This window comes from Pseudomonas sp. SWRI179, assembly GCF_014268705.1.
GTDB lineage: Bacteria > Pseudomonadota > Gammaproteobacteria > Pseudomonadales > Pseudomonadaceae > Aquipseudomonas > Aquipseudomonas zanjanensis.
Genome location: NZ_JABWRA010000009.1, coordinates 129,046 through 147,856, shown reverse-complemented (window position 1 = coordinate 147,856; position 18,811 = coordinate 129,046). Strand labels below are relative to the sequence as shown.

The following is an 18,811-nucleotide window of genomic DNA, read 5'->3' as shown; positions in this document are numbered from 1 at the left end:
AGGCGCTAGTAATACTGGCTCGCAAGCTTGCTCGGATCGTATTCGCTTTGCTGAAAGGACAAAGCGAATACCAACCAAAAGCGGCTTGAGGGCTTCTCCTCAACCATAGAATCTCCCACACAGGTTTTTGGTCGTTTATGAAATTTGTGTCCACCGCAGATCCCTGTGGGAGCGGGCTTGCTCGCGATGGCGGTGGGTCAGTTTGCATCAATGCTGCCTGTGTCGCCGTCTTCGCGAGCAGGCTCGCTCCCACACAGGTTTTTGGTCGTTTATGAAATTTGTGTCCACCGCAGATTCCTGTGGGAGCGGGCTTGCTCGCGATGGCGGTGGGTCAGTTTGCAGCAATGGCGCCTGTGTCGCCGCCTTCGCGAGCAGGCTCGCTCCCACACAGGTTTTTGGTCGTTTATGAATATCAGTGTCTCCCGCAAATTCCCTGTGGGAACCGGGCTTGCTCGCGATGGCGGTGGGTCAGTTTGCATCAATGCTGCCTGTGTCGCCGTCTTCGCGAGCAGGCTCGCTCCCGCAGATCAGGGATCGCTCAATCCAACTCCACCCAAGTGGCCTCAGGGGGCTCTTCATCGTTGGTAAGCCCATGCTTAAGCGCATACATCAGCAAATCGATACGGTTAATGAGATCAAGCTTCTGATAAATATTGCTCAGATGGTTGTGCACGGTGTGCTCGCTGATCCCCAAACGCCCGGCAATGCTGATGTACTTGGCGGACGGATCCCCCACGATGGCGCGGATCAATTCTTTCTCGCGCAGCGTCAACCGAGCCTGTTTCGCCTGCTCCAGATTGCATTGAGTGATGGCATGGCCGATGGAGGCATAACCGGAAAGCCCTCCTGCCCAGGCCCTGTCCCGCCCGATATCGCGATGATGCACCTTGACGATGGCCTGGATGATCGAATCGGTCGGGTCTTCGGCCAGCACAATACCGCGTGCGCCCGCCTCGATCGCCTGGGCCACGGGAACGGCCTCATACAACCCCTTGAGCACGAGCACTTTCATCTCCGCGCTGCGGGTCAACCCGGCGACAACTTCCAGGGGATTCAACGCATCGGGAAAGAAGCTGAAAAAGATCACGTTGGGCCGCAACTGATCGGCAAGATCCAGCGCATGGGTATAGGTCGAGGCTTGGCCGCTCACTTCCATCTGCGGCTTTCTGGCATTGATCAAGTCATGCAGCCCCCTGAGCACGAGAGGACGACAATCGATCAGCATCACGCGTATCGTTTTTTTATTCTCCGGCCTCATATCGATAACCCCCACGCACGGCAAACCAGGGTGTTCACTGGATGCTCTGGCGGGGGGTGCGTGCATTTCAAGAAGCCGGACGAAACCATCGAGACAACCTGAACAGGAATAATTATCAACCACTTACACATGATAATGTGCTCCTTTCGAGCTCGTAGGCTGAGTCTAGGCCAGCCCAGCGCAGCGCCGGCCACCCACTAACCCGTGGCCGGCCGAAACTTGGCGCCGAACGTCTGGCCAGCCTGCGCAAAAGGTGCAGAAATACCCGTTAAATCAGTTCGTTACGCTAGGCTTGAGGAATCGGCGAGCCTGCCGAGGCTGGAATACGATCGTCAATTAATCGACGAGTGGTACGCAGTTAGACACCACAACAACGCAACTTAAAAACAACGTCAAAAAACCGCCTACCAGCCGACCTGATGCCCGTCCGCAAACTTGCCTTGCTCAGCGAAAGTCCTGGCCGGCGCTGCCGGGACTCAACCAGTCATTCACATGCTCAATGCTTTCGGCCGGTGACTTTCCCGCCCAGCGGTTCAGGATCAGCACATTGCTGAGAAAGTCGTATTGGGTTTTAAGCAGATCCCGTCGAGCCCGGTATTCATTACGCACGCTGGCCAGGACATCGACGGCGTTGACCATCCCATAGCTCAGCGCTTTTTCCGCCGCCACCCGGGATAGCTGTGCCGACTCCAGGGCCAGCCGGTTCGCACCGATTTTTTCGCCATTGGAATTGGCGGTCAGGTACGCGTTGGTGATCTCCTTGACCACCCGGCGCCGAGTCGCTTCCAACTGCTGCTCGGCGACCACTTGGTCCTGATAGAGCCCACGAACTCGCGCCGAGGTGGATCCACCGCTGTACAGCGGAACCTGGATCCCTATCCCGGCAACATAACTGTCCGTGCGGGGTGCCAGGGAGTTGTTGTAGCCCTCATTGGTCTGTTGGGCGCTCAGGTTCAAGCTCAGGGTCGGATAGTGCCCGCCCTTGCCACTGCGCAAGGCCGCACCCGCTGCTTCGACGCCGCTCTCGTTGGCCTTGAGCGCCGGATTGAGCGCCATGCCATCGTGAACCCAGGTTTCCAGGCTGTGTGCCGAGACTTGCAGCTCAAGGTCGTCACGAATCCGGTTGAGTCGTTCCTTGACCGGCCGACCGACAATCTCTGCCAGCGCCTCGCGACTGAGACTGGCCTGGTTGCGGGCATCCAGTTCCTGGGCCGAGAGCAGATCCACCCGAGCCTTGAGATCGAGTTGATCGGTGATCAATGCCAGTTGCTTCTCATACAACGCGTCGATCCGGTCCAGGCTCTTCTGAGTGGTTAGCCGCTCCGCCCGCACCAACTGCAATTCATCCTCGGCCGCCAGCGCGGTGAAGTAGCGCCGGGCCAATTCCACCGAAGCCTCGGCCTGGGTATCCAAGGCCTGGGATTCGGACTGCCTGGCCAGGCTCTTGAACTTCTGATAGTTCTCCCAGGCGGCTTTGTTATAGAGGTACTGACGCATCACCAGGCCGTAGCTTTCGCTATCGAAACTGCGCTGCACCAGATCGCTATCCTGGTGAATCCGGTTCGACCCGGCGTTGAATGACAATTGCGGCAAGAGCGCGCCCATGGCCTCGCGCTGATGTTCCTGTCCCGCCTGCGCTTGCGCATAGGACGCCAGTATCTGCGGGTCCTCCAGTCGTGCCTCGCGGTACAACTGCATGAGGTCGGTGGAGAACGTCGAGGCGTATACCCCGGCGGGCGTTGCAACCTCGGTCTGCGCCAGGAGCGTACCCGCTACGAGCATCAATGCACTGCCTAGCAAAGCTGTCGACGCGGCCATGGTCATTCCTCGATCATCGATTGGGAAAAGGCATCGCGAGCCGGCTGCATCAGATACTGCAGCAGTGTGCGTTGTCCGGTGATAATCAACACGTCCGCCGGCATGCCCGGCAACAACTTGCGCTCTCCCAAAGTACGCGCGCCCTCCTCGGTCACCCGCACCCGCGCCAGGTAATAGGCCACTCCCGTCTTTTCGTTAGTCGTCCGGTCTGCGGACACGCTGCTGACCTCGCCTTCGATCACTGGCGTGGTGGCGCTATTGAAGGCGCCGAAACGAATATCGGCACGTCTGCCGATTGCAATGCGATCGATATCCACCGGCGCCACCTGCGCCTCTATGACCAGGTCAGACACCGACGGCACGATATCGAGCAAGGGCGTCGCCGGGCGCACGATTCCGCCAATGGTGTGCACCGTCATGTCGATCACCATGCCCGCGTCGGGCGCCCGGATGACAACACGTGCGAGCCGATCCTCCAGCGCCGAGGTTTTTTCCTGGAGGTCGTAGATCCGGGCCTGGATCTCGGCCAATTGCTTGACGACGTCAGCGGTGAAATCCATGTCGACTTGCAGGATCTGCAGCTGTGTTTCGTTGATCTGCAGCCGCGTCCTGTCGATGGTGGAGCGGTGCTCGGCAACCTCCGAACGCAGCAGTCCCAACTTGCGCTCCTGGTCGAGCAACCGCTGCTTATCAACGAATCCCTGCCTGAGAAGATCGGCCAACTCACCGATTTCGCCGCTGTAGGACCTCTCCAGGTGAACCTTGGAACCGACCATCGATTCCAGCCCCTTGATCTGCTGGCGGAACTGGCCGACGCGTTCGCGCAGCACCGCAATTTGTCCCAACCGTGAACCTTGTCGAGCACTGAATACCCGGGTTTCGCCCTGACGCGCCTCCACGCCGCGCAAACTGTCGGGGTCGGCAATGTCGCCAAAAACGATCGCCGGCAAACCGTCGCGCTCGGCCGCGAGCCTCGCCTCCATGGCCCTGGCCGCGATCAGTTGGCCCCGGGCCATTTCGTATTCGAAGCGCAGTTGGGCGTCATCCAGAATGATCAGCGGATCATCGCGTTTGACGACGTCGCCGTTATGGGCATGCAGCGCTTTGACGATGCCGCCTTCAAGGTGTTGGACGGTTTTTCGATACGCCTGCACCGTGACGACGCCCGGCGCATAAGCGGCGCCGTCGAGGGGAGCAACGGCCGCCCATGTGCCGAACAGGCCGAAGATCAGCGCGATGATGACAACGCCCAGGCGACGAATTTTATGATCGGAGGTAGGTAGGTCGGCGAAGCTCTCAGATTGACGAATGGGCACCATAGGGTTCATCGGAATCACCCTTGCCGGTATCGACCGAAGCCGTGCCGGTGCTTGCGGGCACGGCTGGCATCTGTGCCTGCTGTCGCTGCGCGTTAAGTTCGGCCAGGACATGCTCCCGTGGCCCGTAGAGACTGATGACCCCAGCGTTCATTACCAGGAGCCGGTCAAGCTGCGACACGATGTTGGTGCGATGGGTAATGACAAACAGCGTTGCGCCGGTCTGCCTCAACTGCTGGATCGCTGCCGCGAGGGCGCGGTCACCGACGTCGTCGAGATTGGAATTGGGCTCATCGAGAACGATCAGCCGTGGGCTGCCATACAGCGCCCGGGCCAGTCCGATGCGCTGGCGCTGCCCTGCCGAAAGCATGAGGCCCTCGCTGCCGATGACAGTGTCGTAGCCATCGGGCAGTTGCAGGATCATCTCGTGAACGCCTGCGACCCTGGCCGCCTGGATCACCTGCACCGGATCGACCCCGGCAAAGCGAGCAATATTTTCACCGACGGTGCCTTCGAACAGTTCAATGTCCTGGGGCAAGTAACCGATATGGGGCCCAAGCGCATGCTTGTCCCAAGCACTGATGTCCGCGCCATCGAGCCGAACCACGCCATGCTGCGCAGCCCAGACCCCGAGCAAGGCCCTGGCCAGGGTCGACTTGCCCGCCGCACTGGGGCCGATGATGCCCACCATGCAACCGGCGGGTGCGCTGAAGCTGATGTTCTTGAGGATCGGTGTCCTGGAACCGGGGGCCGCGACAACCAGGTTCTCGACCTGCACGTGCCCTTGGGGCACCGGCAAAGCCATGCGCTCGGGCTGCGCCTGCTGCTTATCGAGAATGTCATTCAGGCGGCTGTATTGAGAGCGGGCGGAAATAAAGCCCTTCCAACTGCCAATGATCAGGTCGATGGGCGCCAGCGCACGCCCCAGCAATATGGACCCGGCGAACACCAGTCCCGCCCCGACCTGATGGTCCACGGCCAGGTAGGCGCCCAGGCCCAGGATTAGCGATTGCACCAGGATGCGGAAGGTGCGCGACAGGGTGCTGATGATCGCCCCGCTGTCGCTCGCCGCCGATTGCAGCAACAGCACGTTGCGTTGCCGCCGGCCCCAACGATCCATCAGGGTTTCAAGCATGCCCATGGACTCGATGACTTCGGCGTTGCGCAGGTTCTTGGTGGTGTGGAGTGTCGCGCCGATGTGCTCTTTGTTGGCCTGGGCCAGCACCGGCCCCGTCAGTCGTTCGTTGACGAAGGCCAGGGCGAGCAATAACAGCGCGCTGGCCGTCGCCACCCAACCAAACCAGGGGTGAAACAGGAACATCACCGCGATATAGATCGGCAACCAGGGCGCGTCGAAAAACGCGAACAAACCGTTGCCGGAAAGAAACTGCCGCAACCCCGTCAAGTCATTGAGCGATTGCGCCGAGGCGTCCATGCCGCCGCTTTCCAGGGCCCGTTTGAAGCTGGCCCGGTAGACCTGGCGACTGAGCAGCACATCCAGCCGAGTGCTGACCCGAACCATGATGCGCGAACGGATCCATTCCAGCGAACCGAGGGTCACCAGCAATGCGGTCATGATCAGCGTCAGCATGGTCAGGGTCGTGAGACTCCCGCTGGTGATCACTCGGCCATAGACCTGGAGCATGTAGAACGTGGGGACGAGCATCAGCGCATTGATGAAAAAGCTGAAAAACCCAACAGAAATGAAGCTGTCCCGGCAGGCTTTCAGTGCTTTTTTCAAGCTGTTTTCAGGTGCGCTTCGCATTGAAACCCCCTGCTCGGGTGACCCTCCTCTGGAGCTTAGATCATGCCGGACAACGGCGTGTCGCAATTAGCCAGATTGTTCAGCTCGCCGGACCCGGGCCCTGCAGGGTACACCGAGAAGCTCATGGAAAAAACGCCGGGTTGCGATGACGACAGCGCCTCCAATGCGTCAATGATCGCTATGAACGCTATTGACCCGACTGTCCGCCAGCTTGAACACCACGCGCTGGGGGTGGTTGATCGAGACCAGGTATTCCACGGGCTGCCCTTGGCGGTCGAAGATCACGCCCCGGTAGACCAGCGCGGCCGTCCCGGGCTCGACGTCGAGCAAGCGCGCCTCCTGGTCGTTCATCGTGGCGATGCTCAGCGTGCCCTCGTCGCTTTCTATTTCGATCTGGTAGCGCGCTAACAACAACGCATACAACGAGGCGCCCTCGATCAGGTCGCCCGCCACCAGTTCCGGTGCACGGGCGGCCGGAATGTAGCTGGTCTCGATGCAGAATGGCTTTTGATCCACGGTGCGCAGGCGCCTGATGGTCAGCAAGGTGTCGCCTTCCTCGATCTTCAACAGCTTCGCCACCCGGGCACTGGCCTGGGTTTGTTCGAAGTAGAGCAACTTACTGCCCGGCCTGGCGCCCGCTTGCTCGACCACTTCGGCGATGCCTTTGCGCGCCACGGTATTGAGTGGCCGCTCGACACCTGGAGCAGTCACGAAGGTGCCACGGTTGCCCCGGCGCTCCAGGATCCCACGATCGATCAGCGCCTGCAGGGCCTTTCGCAGCGTCATCCGGCTGATGCCCAAGTGCTCGGCCAGGTCCCGTTCCGCCGGAATCCGCTCGGTTGGCCCGAACTCCGGGCGCTCCAGCATTTCCAGCAGCGCCTGGACGGCCTGCCAGGCCACCTGCTTGCGTTCGGGCGCCAGGAGCGTCACGTCGGAGGACTTGGAAGGAAGCATTTTCATGGTCTACATCCTGGATTTATTTTTTCTGCCACGGCGTTGCAACAACACCCACCGGAAACCGTCGCAAACCCGCCAGCTTAATAATGAGAACAAAAAACCGCCCAGTGCCTACTCTGAAAAACGCGCTGGCAGCGTATTAGACCATGGGGAAAAAGCCTTGTAATGGTATTTTTGGTGGTATAGCTTTTGGTCTACACGGTGATCATGTACAGCAAACATGAACCACCGCAACACAGCCCCAGGAGCTCACATGGCGATCCAGTTCAACCGGGAAGCATTCACCACTTCCTTGCAACAATCCGTGCACATCGTCGACGACGCCCAGCAGTTCGGCCAAGAGCTGGCCACGCGAATCGACCGCATCTACTTCGTCAGTTGCGGTGCGCCCAACCGCATCATGCTCGGGCTGCAATATTGGCTGGAGCGCTACAGCCATACGCTGGAAGTGCGCCGTTATTTTCCGGCCGACTTCATGGACATCGATCCGCCGCGCCTGGATGAACGCACCCTCGTGGTGCTCGCCTCCAAGTCCGGGACGACCCAGGAAACCATCGCCGCCGCGCACTTTCTGCAAGACAAGCCCTGCCTCACCGTCGGCGTGACGCAAACCGCCGAGTTGCCACTGGCCCAGGCTGTTCAACATTGCTTCCTACTGGGACGTACCGATGAGGCGTACTTCGGTTGCTTCATGATCCTCCAGGCCTTGGTCGGCGGGATCCTGGCCAAGCGCGAAGGCTGGCCGCTGCTGGACAAGCTCACCCGCTCGCTCAAGGCGCTGCCACAGGCGCTGGCCGATGCAGCGTTCAATAATGACCGGCGCGCCACCGAAGAGGCGCGCCTGTATAAAGATGATCGCGTGATGTACTTCCTCGCCTCGGGTCCGATGTTCACCACCGCCTATGTCTTCGGCGTCTGCGTGGTGATGGAAAGCCAGTGGTTGCATTGCCTGCCGGTGGAGGCCGCGGAGTTTTTCCATGGCCCGTTCGAAGCCATCGACGCCACCACCCCGCTGCTCCTGCTGGTGGGCGAAGACCCCAGCCGGGCGCAAATGGAACGCGTCGTGAGTTTCTGCCAGCGCTACACGGAACGGGTCATGGTCTATGACGCCAAGGACTTTCCGATGGAGGGCATCGACCCCGAGATCCGCGCCATTGTCGCGCCCTACATCGTCGGTATCGCCGTGGAACGCATCGCCGCGCATCTCGCGGTCTGGCACCAGCAGCCCCTGACGACGCGCCGCTACATGTGGAAAACGGAGTACTGAGCATGGCCAGCCTGATCGCGGTCGGCGACAACACCCTGGATGTGTACCTGGACCAGAACATCGAATACCCCGGCGGCAACGCACTCAACGTGGCGGTGCTCGCCGCCCGGCTGGATGCTCGCAGTGCTTACCTGGGCTGCGTTGGCGATGACCGGCACGGCCAGTACCTGCTCGATTGCCTGCAACAGGAAGCCGTCGATGTCTCCCGTTGCCGCTCACTGGCGGGGGCCAATGGCTGGGCCTGTGTCGACAGTATCGATGGCGAGCGGGTGTTTCTCGGCAGCGATCCGGGCGTCTGCCGCCAACTGCGACTCGATGCCGATGACCTGGCCTACCTCGCGAAATTCCCGCTGGCCCACAGCAGCCTCTACAGCGGTCTTGAGAACCAACTGGCGCAGATTCGCCAGGCCAGTGGCTGCCTGTCATTCGACTTCTCGGACAACTGGATCGAGTTCGATTGGCAGGCAATGATCCGGCACGTCGACGTTGCCTTTTTCTCGGCGGCCGACCTGTCATCCAGTGAAGCCCGTGACCTGGCGGACTCGATGCGGGCGCTGGGCCCGGCCACGGTGGTCATCACCCGTGGCGCCCAGGGTGCCCTCGCCGTCGACGCACAGGGCGCGCATGAGCAGCCCGCGCGGCCCTGCACGTTCGTCGACAGCATGGGCGCCGGCGACGGTTTTATCGCCGCGTTCCTGCTGGCCTGGCAAGCGCGGCACAACCTCGCCGAGTGTCTTTCACAAGGCGTCGAGCATGCCGGCCAAGTGTGCGGCTGGGCCGGAGGCTTTGGCCATGGACGAGCCGTAGACATTCAACGCGCCGAACACCTGAAACACGCCTTGAACATTCAAGGCTGATGCGTGCTGCCCGGGGCCCTCCTGGGACAGCTCTACCAACCTGTCGTGGATACCCTGTCGATGAAAACATATCTGATCGGTTTGATGCTCGTGGCCAGCCCGCTGATAACCTGGGGCGCCAACGAAGAACTGCGTTTCGGGGTCGACCCCACCTACCCGCCTTTTGAGTCCAAGCGACCAGATGGTTCGCTGACAGGTTTCGATATCGAGCTGGGCGAAAGCCTGTGCAGCGAATTGCAACGCCGTTGCGTCTGGGTCGAAAACGCCTTCGACGGCATGGTCTCGGCCCTCAAGGGCAGGAAGTTCGATGGGATACTTTCTGCCCTCTCCATCACTGAAGCACGCAAAGCCGAAATCGCCTTTTCCAACACCCTGTACGACACCCCGGCACGCCTGGTCGCCCCGCAAGGCAGCCCGTTGCAACCGACGGCCGAATCCTTGCGCGGCAAGCGTGTCGGCGTGCAGCAAGGCAGCGTATTCGAAGTCTATGCCAAGCGGATGTGGGGCCTGAAAGGCGTGGAAGTGGTGCCCTATCAAAGCAGTGACTTGACCTATTCGGACTTGATCAACGGTCGCCTGGATGCAGCGTTCGACGATGCCATTGCCGTTTCCGAAGGCCTGTTGAAAAAGCCCATGGGCAAAGGCTTCGGCTATGCCGGCGAGGTGGTCAAGTCACCTGAGATCTTCGGCCCGGGCACCGGCATCGGCTTGCGTAAAAGCGATACCGCCCTGGCCGGGGAAATCAATCAGGCGCTCGAACGCATCCACCAGAACGGCACCTACGAACGCATCGCCAGAAAGTACTTCGACTTCGACATCTCGCCGAAATAAACCACCCGTGCGGAGCCTGAAAGCATGTTTCTCGAAGGGTACGGCTATCTCATTTTCCAGGGCGCGTGGCTGACCGTCCAGGTGGCCACATGGGCCGCCTGCGTCGCCATTGTGCTTGGCCTGCTCGGGGCCTTGGCGAAACTCTCGCCCATGGCGCCGCTACGGCTGGTCGCAACGGTCTACACCACGCTGGTGCGCAGCGTGCCGGACCTGGTCTTGATGCTGCTGATCTATTACAGCGCGCAAATCGGCATCAACCAGATAGCCCAGGCGTTCGGCCGGGAATCGTTGCAGTTGAATCCCTACGGTACCGCCATCGGGACGCTGGGCTTCATCTACGGCGCCTACTGTACCGAAACCTTTCGCGGCGCCTTCAGGGCCATCCCGTTCGGTCAACTGGAGGCGGCCCGGGCCTATGGCATGAGTCATTGGCAAGTACTGCGGCGTATTCGCCTGCCGCAAATGATGCGGTTCGCATTGCCCGGCATCGGCAACATCTGGCAAGTGCTGTTGAAAAGTGCCGGACTGATCTCGCTGCTGGGCCTCAATGACATGGTCCAGGTTGCCAAACAGGCGGGCAACGCGACCTCAAGGCAAATGTTTTTCTATCTGGTGATTGCGGCGATTTTCCTGGCTTTTGCAATCCTGTCCAGCCTGGCCCTCAAACACCTTGAACGGCGCTACAGCATCGAACCACAGCGGAGCGCGTCATGATCGAAATACTGAAAGAGTTCGGGGCGAACTTCCTCTGGTCCGACGGTTATCGCTGGAGTGGTTTGTCCGTCACCCTATGGTTGTTAGTGACGTCCGCCCTTATCGGCCTGGCCGCGGCGATTCCCCTCGCGCTGGTCCGCACCTATGGCGATCGTTGGCTGGCATTGCCTGTCCAGCTTTACACCCTGGTGTTTCGCGGCACGCCGTTGTTCGTGCAACTGCTGATCATCTACAGCGGCCTGGCAAGCCTGAGCCTGATCAGGGAATCGCCCAGCCTCTGGTGGTTCTTTCGTGACGGCATGCATTGCGTGATCCTGGCGCTGGCCTTGAATACGTGCGCCTACACCGTCGAAATTCTTGCCGGCGTGCTGCGCACCACCCCACGCGGTGAGATCGAGGCGGCACTGGCCCTGGGCATGACCCGTCGCCAATTGTTCATGCTGGTGCTGATACCGAGCATGCTGCGCCGGGCACTGCCGGCCTACAGCAACGAAGTAATCTTTGTCCTGCACGCCACGGCCATCGCCTTTACCGCGACCGTTCCTGACATCCTTAAAATCGCGGCAGATGTCAACGCTGCCACCTTCAAGACGTTCCAGGCCTATGGCATTGCCGCGCTGCTCTACATGGTGCTGGCGTGCGCGCTGGTGGGTGTATTCCGATTGGCTGAGCGCCGATTGCTGGCCTATCAGCGATAACGACGAGGACCTACAGAGACTCTGCAGTCTGGATGAGCGAATTGAGCACCAGCTTTATTTCAGTCGCCGGATCTTTATGCCCTTGCAATATCAAGCCTTCGGCCAAGGCCGTGAAGGTCTTCGCAAGCGCGGCATGTTCCAGCGGTGGTTTCTTGCCAGCATGGTTGAATATGACAGTAATCAACTTGCCCAAGGCCTCGCTGTTTTCCTCATGCAGGTCATAGTAATGCTGCGAGAACGCTTCATCACGCAGGGCAATCAATTGCAACTCGGCGTCGAGGATCGCACAGCGGGTATTGTTCTTCAGGGTGTCGATATAGGCATTCAAGCCATGGCTCAACTGCTCCGACGAATACCCCGACGTCAGGGTCGTACTCAATCGATCGATTTCAACGCGCTTGAAGCGTTGAGTCAGTTGCAGGAGCAAGTCCGATTTACTGGAAAAATTGGAAAAGAAGGCGCCTTTGGAGAAGCCGGCCTCCTCGGCAATGACGTTGACGCTGGCGGCATGAAAGCCTTTGCTGATCATCAGCTCAGTAGCGGTGTCGAATAATTTGTCTCTTGTTATTTGCTGGCTCTCTTCTCGACCTAGTCTCTTTTTAATCACGCCCTCGGCTCCTTTGGCCAGTCAAAATATGCACCTGTATCTGAATGCGACGAAGCGATTACTCACTGTAGTGAACCCGTGTTCGCCATCATATCTTATACGCGCCTCATTCAATCATTTACATTTTAACTTTCAAGAAGTGCCATGTATGTGCCATGTAACCGGGACAGCCTGCCGTGATGCAAGATGGACTATGCAGTCACGTTTTTCACACCGGGAACAGGTGAATCCAAACCATCGAGGCTCGTTGCTCGCGGGCGGGTTGGCCCCCTTTTTGACCTTCCTCAAGGCCGCATTTTCCGCATCTCCTCGCCTCGCTATCGGATGAAAAAATCCACGTAACGGCCGGTTCAGAGCCATCGATTCGCTAGCTTTGCGAAATACCGCTTGATTTTCAGATACCGAATGGTTTTTACTTGCGCCGTTGGTGGAGCCCAACGCCTGATCAGGGCATCGAGTCAGTGACACCGATCTCAATGCAATGACAGGTCACCTCACAGGAGCGGGATTTTAATGGAATATGCCTTCGTTACAGGCGCTACTGGCCTGCTCGGGAATAATGTCGTTCGTGCGCTGTTAAAACGAAACATCAAAGTAAAAGCCCTGGTTCGTTCCGCAGAGAAAGCCAAGAAACAGTTCAGCGGCCTGCCCGTCGAATGGGTCGAAGGCGACATGCTCAATGTCGACGCCTTCAGTCATGCACTGCAAGGGTGCGATGCCTTGTTCCATACGGCGGCTTATTTCCGCGACAGTTACAAAGGCGGGAAACACTGGCAAAAACTCTATGACACGAATGTGACCGGCACCGAGCGCTTGCTGCAAGCCGCTTATGACGCCGGCATCCGTCGTGCCGTGCACACCTCGTCCATTGCGGTGTTGAAGGGCAATAAAGATCAAGTGATCGATGAAACCATGTCTCGCAGTGAACAGGAGGCTGATGATTATTACTTGAGCAAAATATTGTCCGAACAGAAAGTCCAGCAATTCCTGGCGCAGCACCCGGACATGTTCATTGCCATGGTCTTGCCAGGGTGGATGTTCGGCCCGGGGGATATCGGCCCGACTTCCTCAGGGCAGTTTCTGCTGGACTTTGTCGGACAAAAACTGCCCGGCGTACTTCCCGGCAGCTTTTCCGTCGTCGATGCCCGGGATGTGGCCGAACATCAAATCGCGGCCATCACCCGCGGCAGGTCCGGAGAGCGTTACCTCGCCGCCGGCAATCACATGGACATGAAGAGCATCTTCCAGGCGCTGGCCAGCGTCAGTGGCGTAAAAGCCCCGGAACGAAAAGTGCCTTTGTTCATGCTGCGACTGATCGCGCTGATCTATGAAGGCTATTACCGAATTACCAAGAAGCCGGTACTGATCAGTACGTCTACGGTCAAGCTCATGGCGCAAGAACAAGACCGCACGCATTTCAGCCACAACAAAAGTTCAAGGGAGTTGCAATGCCAATTCCGCCCTGTCGCTGAAACCCTGACCGATACCCTGGACTGGTATCGGAACAACAACTACACAGATGCTTAATTGAGACCATTCATAAAGCCTTCCTCTGTAGTACTTTTTTGACACGCCCTATATCCAAGGATTGAAAGAGGTTGGTAAATGAAAAGCCTTTCATATAAAGAAGGTTTTCTGCATCGTTTTGTCGGTTTTTCGGAATCCTTTCCCGAGCAAGTGGCTATCCGACACTTGGACACGGAAGAAGACACCGTTACTTATCGCGAGCTGCGCATCAAGGCCGAAGCCTGCAATGGCGCCCTGACGGCACTCGGTGTATTGCCAGGTGATAAAGTCGCGCTGGTGCTGCCCAACGGGGTGGCCTTCATCGCGTATTACCTGGCGATTATCGGGCGGGGTGCCATTCCGGTCATCCTCAACTACAAGTTGACCCCCTTCGAAATGAACAGTGTCGTCAGCCTCGCCAGGCCGACGCTGGTGATCACGACCGAAACGCTATGGGGACAACACAGCGAGGTATTCCAGGCGGACAACGGTGTCAGGCATTCCCTGGTGCTGGACGGCGGGAGCGACCCGTCATCGTCCCTGCCCGCCCATGCAACGGCCGCCTCTCAACTGCCTCGACAGCTCGAACCTTTGGTGTTGCCCGAAGGCAATCCGATCGTCTCGGTGCAGTTCACTTATCGAGGCATCGGCAGGCCACTGGCGGTTTCTCACCGCTACCTCGACCTGACGCAATCGAGCGATGGGCTGCACGAGCATTTTCACCTGCAAGGCGTCGGCTCCGTGCATCTGGTGACACTGCCGCTGTATGCCATCTTCGGCCTGTCGGTGATGATGGTGTTTCCCTTGAGCGTGGGCGCCACCCTGCTCATGACCAACACCCTGCTCAACCGGGACCTGGCAGAAGTCCTGTCCGAGCACCAGGTCACCTTTGCTTGCCTGGTGCCCGATGTCATTCGCTACTTCAATACGCGGCTGGCCAAACGCAAAGGTGCGCGGTTGCCGTTGCACCCGCAACTGATGCTCTACTCGGGCGGCAGCCACCTGCCGGCCGATGAAGCCGAAAAGCTGGGCACGCTGCTGGGCTGCAATCCAGTACTCCAGGGCTACGGCTTGACCGAAAGCATGCCGGTGCTCGTGCAGAGTTCGATTGGCCCGGTCCACCGCGGCGCCATGGGCCAGCCGATCAGCGGCGTGGAACTGCGCGTCGTCGATGCCGAGGGCCAGGACGTGGCACCCGGGCGCATCGGCGAGTTACTGATCCGCGGCGCGATGGTGATCGGCGGCTACAACGATGCCGAGGACACCAATGCCCGATTCTTCCGCGACGGCTGGTTCCACAGCGGTGACCTGGTCTGGCGCGACGACGATGGGCATGTATTTTTCTTTTGCCAACGCCTGCGCATCTCGAAGATCAAGGCGCAGATGGTCGACCTGGTGGAAATCGAATCCATCGCCCTCAAGCACCCCGACGTGGTGCGCGCCAGGGCCTATATCGTCCCGGATCACAAGGAAGTCAACGTGCTGCACCTGTGCGTCGAAGGGACCGGCGAGCTGACCCAGAACGCGCTGAGCACCCTGCTTTCGCGTGACCTGTCGGGCTTCAAGCTGCCCAAGACCATCGAGATCATCCCGCTCAAGGAAGAGGCACATGCACACTAACAGCACCCAACCGGTACTGGCCGTTTTTGACTTCGACGGCACGTTGACCGACCGGCACACCTTCTGGCGCTACATGCGCTACATCGTCGGCACCCGTTCGTTCTGGCTGCGGATCATTCCCCTGCTGCCCAAGATGCTCAGCGTGATCCTGGGCATCACCCCACTGATGCAAGCGCGCCTGGCCTTCATTGCCTGTTACCTGGGCGGGCTGTCGGTGGAGCAAGAACGCGAGCACGCCAAATACTTCATCAGCGAACAGCTGCCGCTCTGGCTCAGGCCCGAGGCGTTGCGGCGACTGCAATGGCATCAGTCCATGGGGCATATCACCGCGCTGGTCAGCAACTCGCCGGAAAACTACCTGATCCCTTGGGGCCAAGCCGCGGGGTTTGACTATGTGTGCGGCACGCGCCTGGCCACGGCAAAAAACAAACTCACCGGCGGGATCGCCGGTACCAACTGTGTAGAGCGAGAGAAAGTCACGCGCCTGAAAGGCTGCCTGAGCAACCTGGATGATTTTTATATTTATGCCTACGGCGACTCATCAGGCGACGCTGACCTGCTCGGCATCGCCAACTCTCCCTTCTACAGAAACTGGTACTGATCGATGAACACGCTGAGCAACTTGGCCCCCAAGCATTTCAAGCGCCCTGACAGCGCCCCGACCGTCATGATCGTCGGCGCCGGGCCCATCGGCCTGTCCCTGGCAATCATGCTGAAAAAATGGGGCGTGGCGTTTCGCATCATTGAAAAGAACGCCGGCCCCTCGACCGCGACCAAGGCGATGGCGATCCATTCCCGCACCCTGGAAATCTTTCGGGACCTGGGGGTTGCCGAGCAAGCCATTCACGACGGTTTCACGATCAACCAGTTTTCCGTGCAGTCGAATGCCAAGCGAGTGCTGAACTACAACTTCTCCTACCTGGACGCGACCTACCCCCTGCTCTTGAGCCTGCCACAGCCACAAACCGAGAAGATTCTCCTGGAGCGGTTGAAGGAACTGGGCGCGGAGGTGGAGTGGAACACCGAACTGGTGGACATCGAAAACCTGCCGGGTTCGGTGCGCATGACGCTCAAGCATGCCGATGGCACCGACGAAACCTTTGCCAGTCGCTGGCTGGCCGCCTGTGACGGCGCTCGCAGCAACATCCGAAAACGCCTGGACATGACCTTCGAAGGTTCGTCCTATGACCGCTTCTTCATGCTCGCCGATGCCGATATCCAATGGTCCGGCAGCCAGGATGAGGGCGCGTTTTTCCTCGGTGCACAAGACGGTTACGTGGCGGTTGCGCCGATCAGCGCCCAGTCCCGTTATCGGCTGTTCATCGAAATGCCCTACAACCTGCCGCCAGAAGGCGAGCGTCCGTCACTGAGCCTGGAGAACTTCCAGCGCCTGTGCGAAGGACGTGGGCAGAAGATGACGTTGTCCAATATTTCCTCGACGACCATCGCCTCGTTCCAGCATCGCCGCGTGCAAACGATGCAACAAGGCTCGGTGTTCCTGCTGGGGGACTCGGCGCATATCGGCAGCCCCATCGGTGGCCAATGGATGAACCTGGGGGTTTCCGAGGCCTATAACCTGGCCTGGAAAATCGCCTATGTCGATCAGGGCCTGGCGGATCCGTCCTTGCTCGACAGTTACAACGAGGAGCGTTATCCGGTTGCCCTGGAAGTCGAGAACACCGCCCACCGGTTGACGGGGCTGATTACCGTCCGGCGGCGCGCCCTGGTCTGGCTGCGTGACAACGTCCTGCCGTTGTTGAGTAAACGGAAAAAGGTCCAGCGTAAGTTGCCGTCAATGATTTCCGGTCATCAGTATCACTACGAAAAGAGTGATTACATCCAGGAATCGCTGACGAAGAAACAGCGCTACAACTGGAACAAGAAAGGTAAAAAAACCGAGTTCCCGAGTGCAGCACCTCGCGCCGGGCAACTGGCACCCGATGTCGAGTTGTGGCAACTGCAAGGGCTGCCCACTAAACACTTGATCGACCTGTTCCACGGAACGTTCACGCTGTTGATCTTCAGCGCGGCCGATCAGTTTTCACCTTTATTGCCGGGCCATTACGCCTTGGCCGAGTCGGTGGAAAAGGACTACCCAGGCATCAAGGCTTATTGCGTGATCGATGCCCTGAGCAGCGCCGGGCTGCCATCCTGGCACTCGACACTGCTGGACCCCGATTGGCGACTGCACAAGCGCTACCACGCCAAGGCAGGCACGTTGATGCTGATTCGTCCTGACGGTTACATCGCTTTCCAAGGTGCCGATGCAATAACGCTGGCAACCTATCTGAACGTAAGGTCCGGGTTGCTCAAGGGCGCCAGAAAAACCATTTCTTGTGAGATCGACGCAGTGGAACTCCAACTTTAAGTCGCGCCATGGCTACAGCCAATTTGCTTCATTGATATAAACAAGGCCCAGTCCTGGGCCATGATTTTTGATCTTTCTTTTGTATAGAAATATCGACCGACTTGGTTAGGAGAACCTGATGCGTTTGCAACTTAACGATGTGGTGCAGGAATTCATCGTGTCCAACGGGAGAATAGCCCACAGCTATTTCTCTCTGTCTGAAAAGATCATTGAGTCATTGTGCGAATCCAATGTCGCCAAGGAAGCGATATTGCTGCGCGTGTTGGAACAGGCCGAAACCGTCACGGCCCATTACTTCAATGCTCATCAACAAGTTCTCGAGGGCGTTTATGCCCATGGGATCGAAACCTCCGTCAGCCAGAGTGTTGCAGTGCTGGAGCCTGTTCACGCTAAACCGACCATCTTGGCCCCGATGCCCGTCGCCGAAACCGTCGCAGAGACATCGGCACTCAGCTACGGGCAATGGTTGCGCGGCGAAATCAGCGCCGTCACCGGCTTCCAGGCACAACAGATCGACTTCGATCAAAGCTTCGAGAGCCTGGGGATCGACTCGCTGGGACTGGTGGATATTTTCGAGTCCCTGGCCCAGCACTTCCCGGAAAAGAAAGCGCTCACCGCGCAGCTCTTCGATGCCCCTACCCCGACCGCCTTGCTGGCCCGACTTGAAGCAGATCCACAGGCGCCGGCGGTGGATGTCCAGGGTTGGGTACTCGACCAACTCGCGGCGATCACCGGCTTTACGGTTGAGCAGATCGACCCGACACAAAGCTATGAAAGCCTGGGCCTGGATTCGCTCGTGCAGCTGGATTTCCTCGAGTCGGTCGTCGCCCTGTGGCCACAGCTCAAGGCTCACAGTTCCGAGCTGGCCAATGCCAAGTTCCCGCGGGCAACCATTGCCCTGATCCAAGCCGCCCTGCCCGATCCCCAACCGCAAGCGACGCCCTCACCTGCCGCGGCCGCCACTCAAGGGCAGGCGGAAAACCTGCTGCTCAACGCCCTGTCGCCGTTGATCCCGGACGCCGCGCAGTCCATCGATATCCAGACGCCGTTCGCCCAACTGGGCCTCAACGGCTTCGCTCGGGAGGCGCTCTGCCATTCCATGGCGCAACAGTGCTCGGCCAGCGAGTTTGCCGGTGAAGCGTTGATGTCCCGTCGCACGCCCCAGGATGCCTTGTCGCTGCTGGCCAGACTGAGCTGAGCCCAGCAACGAGCAACAGGAATGGAATCCG

The 18,811-nt window shown here is 59.1% G+C and carries 17 protein-coding genes; 11 read left to right on the top strand and 6 right to left on the bottom strand.

The genetic code is table 11. The features are described 5' to 3' along the window. Positions 1-538: 538 nt before the first annotated feature. The 5 genes from HU767_RS07740 to HU767_RS07720 form a co-directional block, all read right to left on the bottom strand. The gene (locus HU767_RS07740) at positions 539-1,258 is read right to left on the bottom strand and encodes a response regulator transcription factor (RefSeq protein ID WP_186729139.1); all 720 of its coding nucleotides are present in this window, start codon (positions 1,256-1,258) and stop codon (positions 539-541) included. A gap of 444 nt (positions 1,259-1,702) precedes the next feature. Further along, positions 1,703-3,076, bottom strand: a complete 1,374-nt coding sequence (locus HU767_RS07735; RefSeq protein WP_186729130.1) for a TolC family outer membrane protein — start codon at positions 3,074-3,076, stop codon at positions 1,703-1,705. Between the two features lie 2 nt (positions 3,077-3,078). Then, positions 3,079-4,404 (bottom strand): HlyD family type I secretion periplasmic adaptor subunit, encoded by a 1,326-nt coding sequence (locus HU767_RS07730; RefSeq protein WP_186729128.1) that lies wholly within the window; start codon positions 4,402-4,404, stop codon positions 3,079-3,081. Then, positions 4,373-6,157 (bottom strand): type I secretion system permease/ATPase, encoded by a 1,785-nt coding sequence (locus tag HU767_RS07725; RefSeq protein WP_186729125.1) that lies wholly within the window; start codon positions 6,155-6,157, stop codon positions 4,373-4,375. Before HU767_RS07725 ends, HU767_RS07730 begins: the two co-directional genes overlap by 32 nt. 168 nt (positions 6,158-6,325) lie before the next feature. Next, positions 6,326-7,117 carry a GntR family transcriptional regulator gene (locus HU767_RS07720; RefSeq protein WP_186729123.1) on the bottom strand — a complete coding sequence of 264 codons (792 nt, stop codon included), beginning with the start codon at positions 7,115-7,117 and terminating at the stop codon, positions 6,326-6,328. Between HU767_RS07720 and HU767_RS07715 the strand changes: the two genes are divergently transcribed. The 6 genes from HU767_RS07715 to hisM all read left to right on the top strand — a co-directional run bounded on the left by HU767_RS07715 (position 7,116) and on the right by hisM (position 11,481). Further along, complete coding sequence (locus tag HU767_RS07715) at positions 7,116-7,280, top strand: hypothetical protein (RefSeq protein WP_186729121.1); 165 nt, start codon at positions 7,116-7,118, stop codon at positions 7,278-7,280. The two genes, HU767_RS07720 and HU767_RS07715, sit on opposite strands and share 2 nt — an antisense overlap. A gap of 87 nt (positions 7,281-7,367) precedes the next feature. Next, positions 7,368-8,381, top strand: a complete 1,014-nt coding sequence (locus HU767_RS07710; RefSeq protein WP_186729119.1) for an SIS domain-containing protein — start codon at positions 7,368-7,370, stop codon at positions 8,379-8,381. 2 nt (positions 8,382-8,383) lie between these two features. Further along, the gene (locus tag HU767_RS07705) at positions 8,384-9,238 is read left to right on the top strand and encodes a PfkB family carbohydrate kinase (protein WP_186729117.1); all 855 of its coding nucleotides are present in this window, start codon (positions 8,384-8,386) and stop codon (positions 9,236-9,238) included. Positions 9,239-9,298: 60 nt separating this feature from the next. Beyond that, positions 9,299-10,069, top strand: a complete 771-nt coding sequence (locus tag HU767_RS07700) for an ABC transporter substrate-binding protein (protein WP_186707384.1) — start codon at positions 9,299-9,301, stop codon at positions 10,067-10,069. Positions 10,070-10,093: 24 nt separating this feature from the next. Next, a complete protein-coding gene (locus tag HU767_RS07695; RefSeq protein ID WP_186707383.1) occupies positions 10,094-10,783 on the top strand; it encodes an ABC transporter permease subunit in 690 nt (229 codons plus the stop codon). Continuing rightward, entirely contained in the window at positions 10,780-11,481 is a 702-nt protein-coding gene (hisM, locus tag HU767_RS07690) for a histidine ABC transporter permease HisM (protein ID WP_186707382.1), read from the top strand. The genes HU767_RS07695 and hisM overlap by 4 nt, the downstream gene beginning before the upstream one ends. Before the next feature lie 10 nt (positions 11,482-11,491). Here hisM and HU767_RS07685 read toward each other — a convergent pair whose 3' ends face one another. Further along, on the bottom strand, positions 11,492-12,088 hold the full coding sequence (locus HU767_RS07685; RefSeq protein ID WP_186707381.1) for a TetR/AcrR family transcriptional regulator: 597 nt from the start codon (positions 12,086-12,088) through the stop codon (positions 11,492-11,494). A 513-nt stretch (positions 12,089-12,601) separates the two neighbouring features. On the opposite strand from HU767_RS07685, the gene HU767_RS07680 reads away from it, so the two are divergent. The 5 genes from HU767_RS07680 (at position 12,602) to HU767_RS07660 (ending at position 18,780) form a co-directional block, all read left to right on the top strand. Then, entirely contained in the window at positions 12,602-13,615 is a 1,014-nt protein-coding gene (locus tag HU767_RS07680) for an SDR family oxidoreductase (protein ID WP_186707380.1), read from the top strand. 78 nt (positions 13,616-13,693) lie between these two features. Then, entirely contained in the window at positions 13,694-15,214 is a 1,521-nt protein-coding gene (locus HU767_RS07675; protein ID WP_186729115.1) for a class I adenylate-forming enzyme family protein, read from the top strand. Then, positions 15,204-15,815: an HAD-IB family hydrolase gene (locus HU767_RS07670; RefSeq protein WP_186729113.1), complete on the top strand. Its 612-nt coding sequence runs from the start codon at positions 15,204-15,206 to the stop codon at positions 15,813-15,815. The genes HU767_RS07675 and HU767_RS07670 overlap by 11 nt, the downstream gene beginning before the upstream one ends. Positions 15,816-15,818: 3 nt before the next feature. Continuing rightward, complete coding sequence (locus tag HU767_RS07665; RefSeq protein ID WP_186729111.1) at positions 15,819-17,582, top strand: FAD-dependent monooxygenase; 1,764 nt, start codon at positions 15,819-15,821, stop codon at positions 17,580-17,582. A 118-nt stretch (positions 17,583-17,700) separates the two neighbouring features. Continuing rightward, the gene (locus HU767_RS07660) at positions 17,701-18,780 is read left to right on the top strand and encodes a phosphopantetheine-binding protein (RefSeq protein ID WP_186729109.1); all 1,080 of its coding nucleotides are present in this window, start codon (positions 17,701-17,703) and stop codon (positions 18,778-18,780) included. Positions 18,781-18,811: the final 31 nt, after the last annotated feature.